Origin of the sequence: Enterococcus lactis, from assembly GCF_015751045.1 — a bacterium.
In the GTDB taxonomy this organism is placed as follows: domain Bacteria; phylum Bacillota; class Bacilli; order Lactobacillales; family Enterococcaceae; genus Enterococcus_B; species Enterococcus_B lactis.
In genome coordinates, this window is record NZ_BNJW01000041.1 from 1 (window position 1) to 8385 (window position 8385).

Below are 8385 nucleotides of genomic sequence, written 5' to 3' on the forward strand. Positions count from 1 at the left end.
CTTACAACCAAAAATTCCTAGGTCGCAGTCATAAAGGTTTCCAACAGGCCGAAGGCGAGCTCGAACAAATGCTGAGTCAACCGATGGAGAATTAGAAACAATCTACAGTAGGGAAGAACCATTTACACAAAATTATTGACGCTCCCAAGCTAAAACTCCTATTAATCGATCTACTAAAAATAAATAAAAAAATTCTTTTCAATTTTTATTTATGGTATGACATAAATAAAGTAAAGTTATTCTTCTAGGTTAATCTTATTAATACTCTTTCTCACTAGTGTTGCATGCAACACTAGTGAGAAAGAGTATTAAATATACTGCAAGGCAAGACATTTGGTAATTGAAGAATAACAAGCAAAAAAATAGCAGTCAGGTCTCTTGACAAAGTATAGTTGCTATTCTTTTTTTAGGCCCTACTTTAATGAAATTTTTGTTTGGAGGGAACGACTTCATTCCTTTGATTATTTCAGTTGAATTTAATAGAGAAGCCTGGCGTCTATTAAGAAATACTTTTCTTGATGAGCGTCAATTTTTTTAACGGAAATCTATCCTATACTAAATTCAGTAAAGAAAAAGGAGGAATCAAAGAAAGCTATTTTAAACAAACCAAAATTATAGGAGGAATAAATCATGACTGAAAATAAAGCTACTCAAGAAAGAACACCCCAAGAAAGATTACAAGAAGAACAAGAACACAAGGAACATGTTCATCATACGAAAATTAATGCAGCGGCCATTGCGGATCATCTTTTAGGCAACATGCATACATTACATGTGAAACTGCACCAATATCACTGGTATGTAAAAGGAGCCAATTTCTTTACGTTGCATGAAAAATTTGAAGAGTTGTATAACGAAAATGAAAAATGGTTCGACAAACTTGCGGAGCGTCTAATTACTTCTGGGCATAAACCTGCTTCGACAACGGTTGAATTTGAAAAATATTCGATGCTTTCGGAAGATGCAGTTAATAAATACGCTAAAGCAGAAGACATGGTTGAAAATATTATCGAGGACTTCAGAAGCACCCGTGACCTAACTATTCGCGCGATTCGTTTAGCTCAAGACGAGGGTGACGATGCTTTAGAAGATACATTGATTGCTTTTAAAAATGACTTAGACAAGAACATTTGGATGCTGCAAGCGTTCATTGGTAAAGAAGCATTAGAAGATGATGACGCTCTTGATGAGGATGAAGATTAAGGTAAAAGTAGAAGCTGATTTAGGGATTGGAATTCTTTCCAGTCCTTTTTCTATTTTCTTGATGTGCATCAATTTTTTTGTAGTAAGAGACTTATATAATAAAAGCAGCGAATATAAACAAAATAAATAAAGGGGGAGAATGAATTGACTAAACATACCCATCATGAAATTGGCGACCACGCAGCCTGTATCCGCTTGGTTCCAATATTCAATCACTTAGAGGATAGCGCGATGAATTACATTGCTGAAAAAGCCCACACGAAACAGTATCAAAAAGGAGAGTTTCTGTTTCGTTCACAAGAAAAAGAGGATACTTTATATATTATCAATCGTGGGAAAATCCGTATTTATCGATTGGCAGACTCTGGCAAAGAGCAGCTAGTGCGGATCTTGAACCCTGGTGATTTCACCGGAGAATGGACCTTGTTCAACCCGGATGCAGTACACGAGGAATATGCCGAAGCAACCCGAGATACCGTTGTCTGTATGATTCAGCAAAAAGATGTCCAAGATTTTCTGGAACAATACCCAGCTATTTCTTTAAAACTATTGGCGGAAATGTCTAAACGGTTAGAAAGTTCAGAACGTCAAACGACACAAGTAGCCGTGGAGAGTGTCATTACCCGTTTAGTTTTGTTTTTGGCAGAAAATGTGGAACCTGAAATGGGCAACTCTCCCACCATCACCCTGCCGATGGCAAAAAAGGACATTGCTTCCTATTTAGGAACGACACCTGAGACCATCAGTCGCAAATTTGGAGAATTGGAGGACGAGGGATTGATTCAACAGCTGTCTGGGAAAAGGATCAAGATTCAGGATTTAGATGATTTATTGCTTTACAGCGAATAATCGGACACACTTTTTTCTACACGTTGGTGTTCTGTCGCTCTTTATTAACAACGGGACAGAACTCAGTGCTTTTGCGTCAAGGAGAAGTCGCTTTGAGTTACGTTTTGTGGTACTCAGTGGGTCGGTTCTTCATTGAAGGTATGCGAACGGACAGTTTATGGATTGGCGAGTGGATCCGCGTTTCGCAAGCCTTGTCTCTGGCCCTGTTTATTGGCGCGATTGTAGTATGGTTTATACGCAGACAAGATTATCCACCAATTTCTTATTATTCTGATGGCAATAAGGGGCAGAAAAAGACTATTAAGATGGTGAATTGAGCAAAAAGATAAAAAGAAGTGCAAAACTTGATATGCGTCAATTTTCGTTTGCTAAAAGGGAGCTATACTACAGTTGTAAAGAGGAAAAGGCAGTGTTCATTAATCTGCTGCCGATAAAATAAAAACACATAAAGGAGATAGGAATTATGGAAAAAGCTATATTGCAATTAGAAACGTTGTCTTGTCCAAGTTGTATGCAAAAAATTGAAGGTGCCGTAAAATCAGTTAACGGTGTTGATAAAGACAGCATTAAAGTATTATTCAACTCCAGCAAAGTCAAAGCCAATTTTGATTCAGCTGTCACTTCGATTGAAGAGATTCAAAAAGCTATCGAAAACGTAGGCTATCCGGTCCTTAAAGCAAAAGTCAAGGCCGCTTAACAGATTAAATGAACTAGGCAATTCTGGAAGAAAAGCTATTTTTCCAGGATTGCTTTTTTTGTTGCAATCCGATTCGAGGTGCCTAGAAACGATAAAAGAGAACTTTCTAAACTTGATGTCAGTCAATTAATTACTTAGGCAATTATCTTATACTGTGTTTATCAATAAAAGAGAAATTAAATTTGGAGGGAAAAAGCATGCAACAATATATATTAAGCAAGAAAAATGTTATCACCGTCATCAGTGGATTGTTAATCGTACTCGGTTTCTTCAGTCACTTTGTTTTAGAAAACGTAGGACTTTCAGAGTGGTCTTTGATCATCGCCTCTGTCTTTGGGATTACGCCAATTGCCATTCAAGCGTTTCAAGCAATGAAAGTCAAAGTCATCAGTATTGATGTCTTAGTCAGTATTGCAGCGATTGGTGCGCTTTTTATTCAAAACTATGAAGAATCGGCTATTGTCACGTTCTTATTCTTATTCGGACACTACTTGGAACAACGAACATTGAACCAAACGCGATCTGCTATCAAAGAATTGACTGAAATGGCACCCGAAAGCGCCTTGAAACAAATGGATAATGGCGAATTTGAAGAAGTAGAAGTGGATGATATAGATGAAGGGGATATCTTGCTCGTTAAAACGGGTGCGAAAGTTCCAGTAGATGGCATAGTCCTTACGGGTGAAGGGCATATCAATGAAGCTAGCATTACAGGTGAAGCTGTTCCAGTCAACAAGCTAGCTGATGCAGAAGTTTTTGCAGGAACCATTTTAGAAAACGGAACGATTCAAATCAGAGCTGACCGAGTTGGTGAGGACACCACATTTGGAAAAATTATTGAACTCGTGGAAGAAGCACAAGATTCTAAATCCGAAGCGGAACGGTTCATTGATCGCTTTTCTAAATACTACACACCAGCTGTCTTGGTTCTGGCAATTGTTGTATGGGCGTTCAGTCAAAATATTGAGTTAGCAATCACCATCTTGGTTCTAGGTTGCCCAGGCGCATTAGTTATCGGAGTGCCTGTCTCAAACGTTGCCGGTATTGGGAATGGTGCTCGTAACGGTGTTCTTTTAAAAGGGAGTGAAGTCATTCAAGACTTCAGCAATGTGGATACAATTGTATTTGATAAGACAGGTACTTTAACTGTCGGAAACCCAACCGTTGCAGCGACTGAACTGTATGAAAAAGATCCTGCTGAAACGCTTGGCTATCTGGCCAGTGTGGAACGGGAATCAGATCATCCATTAGCAAAAGCGGTCTTAAATCAAATTGGAGAAACAAACTTTTATCCTGTTGAAGGAACTGAAGTCGTGAAAGGCGGCGGAATCGTTTCAAGTGTAGCTGGACATAGAGTGGCTGTTGGGAATGTGGCCTTGATGGAAAAAGAAAATGTCACTCTCAGCAAAAAGGTGCAAAAAGATATCAAACGGTTTGAACAACATGGGAACTCTCTCGTTTTGACAGCGGTCGACGGTGAATTAAAAGTACTGATGGGCATTCGCGATCAAGTCCGTCCGGGTGTGAAAGCTAATTTGCAGGAATTAAAAGACTTGGGCGTGAAAAATCTAGTCGTTCTTTCAGGAGATAACCAAGGAACCGTTGATGTGGTCGCCGGCGAACTTGGTTTGACCGAAGCTCACGGCCACATGTTGCCGGAAGACAAATCGGCTTATATCGGAAAACTTCAACAACGTGGTCAAATTGTAGCCTTTGTTGGAGATGGCGTTAACGATAGTCCGTCCTTAGCTTTAGCAGACATTGGAATCGCAATGGGAAGCGGAACGGACGTAGCGATTGAAACATCCGATGTCGTTTTAATGAACTCGAACTTCAGCAACTTGCCTCACGCATTAGGATTAGTAAAAGCCACCGCAAATAATATGAAACAAAATATCGTGATTTCAATTGGAGTAGTGTTGGTCTTGTTGACCAGCGTCTTCTTCAGCGAATGGATGAATATGTCTATCGGAATGTTGGTTCATGAAGGTAGTATCTTGGTGGTAATTTTCAATGGCATGAGATTAATGAAGTATAAGTTGAAAGGTCGAAAAGAACAAAAAGAAGTATCAGCACCTGCAGAGAAAGTAAAAATATCTTAAGAATAAATTAGAAGAGGCTGAGACAATAGTCCATCCTTGAAATGACAAAAGCGGAAACTCAGATTTTTAAATCTGGGATTTTCCGCTTTTTTGAGTTCTTGAAAAAAAATAAGAGTATAGAGTATGTTCTTTATAAAATTAATTTTCGTGTAAATGATTAAAAAATTTAATAATAAAATTTAAATTCCTATTAAGTTGTAACACATGAAATTGCTTATAATAGTGTATTGAAATTAAGGTAGATTGACAAACGAGTGATCAAATAGATATACTACCTTCAAACGACCGTTTGAATGTGAGGTGAGATGAATGGAAAAAGTTTGCCAAGTGACTATCGTACATAAAGAAAAAGTAAATGTAATAAAAAAAAAATTGGATCAAAAAGATTTTTCAAACTTACTTGTGTTAGGGAAATGTTTCAGCGATTCTTCTAGAATTAAAATTTTTTATGCTTTAGAAACCTATAAGGAAATGTGTGTCTGTGATTTAGCAGAAATACTTAATGCTAGTGTCGCTACAACGTCACACCATTTACGTTTTTTAAAAAAACATGGAATGGCAAAATCACGTCAAGATGGAAAAGTAGTTTATTACTCTTTAGCGAATGAAGACATCCTTTCCGCTATTCATGTTTTTTTAAAGTTATCAGAAAATCTATCTATGAAATCTTAGTTTGGAGGAAGTTATTTTGTTACAAAGTATTTTTTCAGCTATCGCTGTTTATATTTCTACCAGCATTGATTATTTGTTTATCTTGCTGATTATTTTTTCTCAAAGTCATACAAAAAAAGGGCTCCGTCAGATTTTTTGGGGTCAATATCTAGGAACAGGTATCTTAGTAGCCGTAAGTTTATTTGCAGCATATGTGCTGAATTTCATTCCGCAAGATTGGATCATTGGGCTTCTCGGTCTAATTCCGATTTTCTTAGGAATCAGAGTGGCATTGGTTGGCGAAGAGGAGGAAGAAGAAGAGGAAGTCGTTGAAAAGCTTGAATCAAGAGGAACAAACCGCTTCTTTTGGACCGTTGCCTTAATAACAATTGCTTCTGGTGGCGATAACTTAGGGATTTATATTCCTTACTTTGCCTCGTTATCTTTTTCAGAGATTGTCACCGCTCTAATCGTATTTGCTATTTCTGTTGCGGTTCTTTGCTATATCAGTTACAAATTAGCCAAGATTTCTTTTGTTTCCGAAACCTTAGAAAAATATGAACGAATCCTTGTTCCTATAGTGTTTATTGGCTTAGGAATTTATATATTGATCGAAAATGGTACGATTCAAACTGTATTGAGTTTATTTAATTAATAAATAGTTTGATTGTTAGTACAAAAAAAGACAGCGATTAAAACTCGTTGTCTTTTTTTTGTACTAACAGATTGGCGCATTATCTAAGTAATATAATTCGATACATGAAATTACATAAAATCATGTATCAAGAATCCTATCCTTATAGGGTTCTTTTTTTTTACTCCCCCTAAACACACGATTTCGTGTTGTAATAACTATAATCATGTATTCGAACAGACTAAAAAGGAGGGATTGTCATGGGCTATAATGTTCAGCCACTACGGTCGCAACAGGAGATTAATGATTTTTTATTTTGCCTGCGACGGAATAAAAATGCGGAACGTGACGTTTTCTTGTTTCTAATTGGAATTAACAGCGGTCTGCGCATGTCCGACATCGTTAAACTCAAGAAAAAAGACGTGATTACCTCAAAAAACCCGCGCATCGTGGAGCAAAAGACAGGGAAAACACGCATTTTATACTTAAGCAGCTTACAGGACTTGATTCACGGCTATACCGCACCCTTAGATCCGGAGGCTTACTTGTTTCCCAGTACTAAGGGCGGCCATTTAGAAGTCAATACGGTCTACCAGATGTTTCAAAAGGTCGCGAAGCTGTTAGGAAGGGACGATATCGGCACCCACACCCTACGAAAAACCTTTGGTTACCACTATTACAAGAAAACCAAAGACGTGGCCACCTTAATGGAAATCTTTGGTCACAGCAGCGAGAAGATTACCAAACGCTACATCGGAATTAATGAAGATGAAATCAGTGAAACGTTATTAAATTTTCGGTTAGGTTTTTGATTGTATTATATAATAGATAAGCACAGTAAGACGGTTATAATCACCCACAGTATTGGACAAATCAACCTTTTTTTGGTATATTATATATACAAATGAGAGCAGGCTCATAGTCAACTTGATATAAATCCGGAACATAAGGGTCCGGCGGGTGGCGAGCACCAAAACTAAACTCGATACAAATCCGGAACGTAAGGGTCCGGCGGGTGGCAAGCACCAAAACTAAACCTGTACAAAAGGCTGCTCTTTTGAGCAGCTTTTTTTATTGGGAAAAAGGAGCATTCTTCGCACGCGGCAAAAAAAGAATACAAACGCATGTCTATAAAAGAGACAACCCAAATTACCAGACAGTTAAACGCGATTTATAAGGCTGCTCATCTCTTACAAGAACATTTTGTAGATAAAAAAGTATCCTTTGTCGGAGAAGTCTCAACGGTAGCGATTATTTTTTCGACAACTAATTTTATGCACCTCTGTGGCATTGATTATCGCAGAGGCACACACTTGTTTTTTCAAGATGCCTTAGACAGGAAAATAAATTTACAGGATATTCAAATCAAAACGGATGGGATGACCTTTCAGAAATTACAAGTAATAGGTAGCCTTGATTTATTATTGGGGAAGCATATTTCTATTGTTGGCAGAGGTGTTTACTCTTCTCTTCGCTATGATGCAGCTATTCGAACAAGGAAAAAAATATTGGCTCTGTCTTTGAAACAAAACGGATTAATCTATATCCCTATCTCTTTGTTAAACCTATCATCAAAGGAAATTGGACCTGGACAAAAAGTTACTGGCATTTTTAGCGAGGATTTAACATCCGGGGAACTTAAAATGATTATGGAAGTCATCGATTAATCATTAATAGTGATATGCGACGTCATTTTGAAGTAATTATTCTATTTTGGGTTATAAAATAAAGCATTTTAAGACGATTTCAAATCATTCATGTGGGTTATTTATCACGGATGAGCTTGAAATCGTCTTTTATACGTATCAAATTGAAATGTTCGGCATACAATCTATCGTTGTTACTACATTACTAATTGTCACTTGTTAAGGAACTTGGATCCTTTCTAAACATTCCCTAGAGATAAATTTTACTTTATCCCTCCGTTAATATCCAATTTAAGCACCTTTCCGATTCAGGGTTAATTTGCATATCAAGTGCAGCTTGTGTTCTAGTAAGATTAGCCCTTTTAGTCCGGCTGAGTTGACTTATGGATATAAGATATGGTCATAGCAAATAGATACTACGTATAGTCTGTTAATTTAGTGTCATTAATCTTAAGTTGGATAGGCTACAATTAACTAGACAGAAAAATTAAGGTGTGTAGACTAGAAGAAAACATACCAGGAGGAATTTTTATGTCTAAGAGAACACGAAGAACTTTTTCACAAGAATTCAAGCAACAAATCGTCAATCTTTACTTAGCTGGA

The 8385-nt window shown here is 37.4% G+C and carries 8 protein-coding genes and 1 pseudogene; all 9 read left to right on the plus strand.

Annotated elements, in window-relative coordinates:
- Window positions 1-630: 630 nt before the first annotated feature.
- The 9 genes and pseudogenes from KFO35_RS13455 (at window position 631) to KFO35_RS13495 (ending at window position 7803) form a co-directional block, all read left to right on the plus strand.
- The gene (locus KFO35_RS13455; protein ID WP_002292150.1) at window positions 631-1203 is read left to right on the plus strand and encodes a Dps family protein; all 573 of its coding nucleotides are present in this window, start codon (window positions 631-633) and stop codon (window positions 1201-1203) included.
- Window positions 1204-1347: 144 nt separating this feature from the next.
- Entirely contained in the window at window positions 1348-2052 is a 705-nt protein-coding gene (locus KFO35_RS13460) for a Crp/Fnr family transcriptional regulator (RefSeq protein ID WP_002292156.1), read from the plus strand.
- Window positions 2031-2369 (plus strand): annotated as a pseudogene (locus tag KFO35_RS13465) (prolipoprotein diacylglyceryl transferase family protein); the annotation flags it as partial. The gene KFO35_RS13460 and the pseudogene KFO35_RS13465, both read left to right, overlap by 22 nt.
- 146 nt (window positions 2370-2515) lie before the next feature.
- On the plus strand, window positions 2516-2749 hold the full coding sequence (locus tag KFO35_RS13470; protein WP_002292161.1) for a heavy-metal-associated domain-containing protein: 234 nt from the start codon (window positions 2516-2518) through the stop codon (window positions 2747-2749).
- Window positions 2750-2946: 197 nt separating this feature from the next.
- Window positions 2947-4851 carry a heavy metal translocating P-type ATPase gene (locus KFO35_RS13475; RefSeq protein WP_002307621.1) on the plus strand — a complete coding sequence of 635 codons (1905 nt, stop codon included), beginning with the start codon at window positions 2947-2949 and terminating at the stop codon, window positions 4849-4851.
- Between the two features lie 309 nt (window positions 4852-5160).
- Window positions 5161-5523 (plus strand): ArsR/SmtB family transcription factor, encoded by a 363-nt coding sequence (locus tag KFO35_RS13480; RefSeq protein WP_002300950.1) that lies wholly within the window; start codon window positions 5161-5163, stop codon window positions 5521-5523.
- Window positions 5524-5539: 16 nt separating this feature from the next.
- Window positions 5540-6157: a CadD family cadmium resistance transporter gene (locus KFO35_RS13485; protein ID WP_002319351.1), complete on the plus strand. Its 618-nt coding sequence runs from the start codon at window positions 5540-5542 to the stop codon at window positions 6155-6157.
- 239 nt (window positions 6158-6396) lie between these two features.
- Window positions 6397-6948, plus strand: a complete 552-nt coding sequence (locus KFO35_RS13490; RefSeq protein WP_002307628.1) for a tyrosine-type recombinase/integrase — start codon at window positions 6397-6399, stop codon at window positions 6946-6948.
- Between the two features lie 312 nt (window positions 6949-7260).
- Complete coding sequence (locus tag KFO35_RS13495) at window positions 7261-7803, plus strand: PBECR4 domain-containing protein (protein ID WP_024634702.1); 543 nt, start codon at window positions 7261-7263, stop codon at window positions 7801-7803.
- Window positions 7804-8385: the final 582 nt, after the last annotated feature.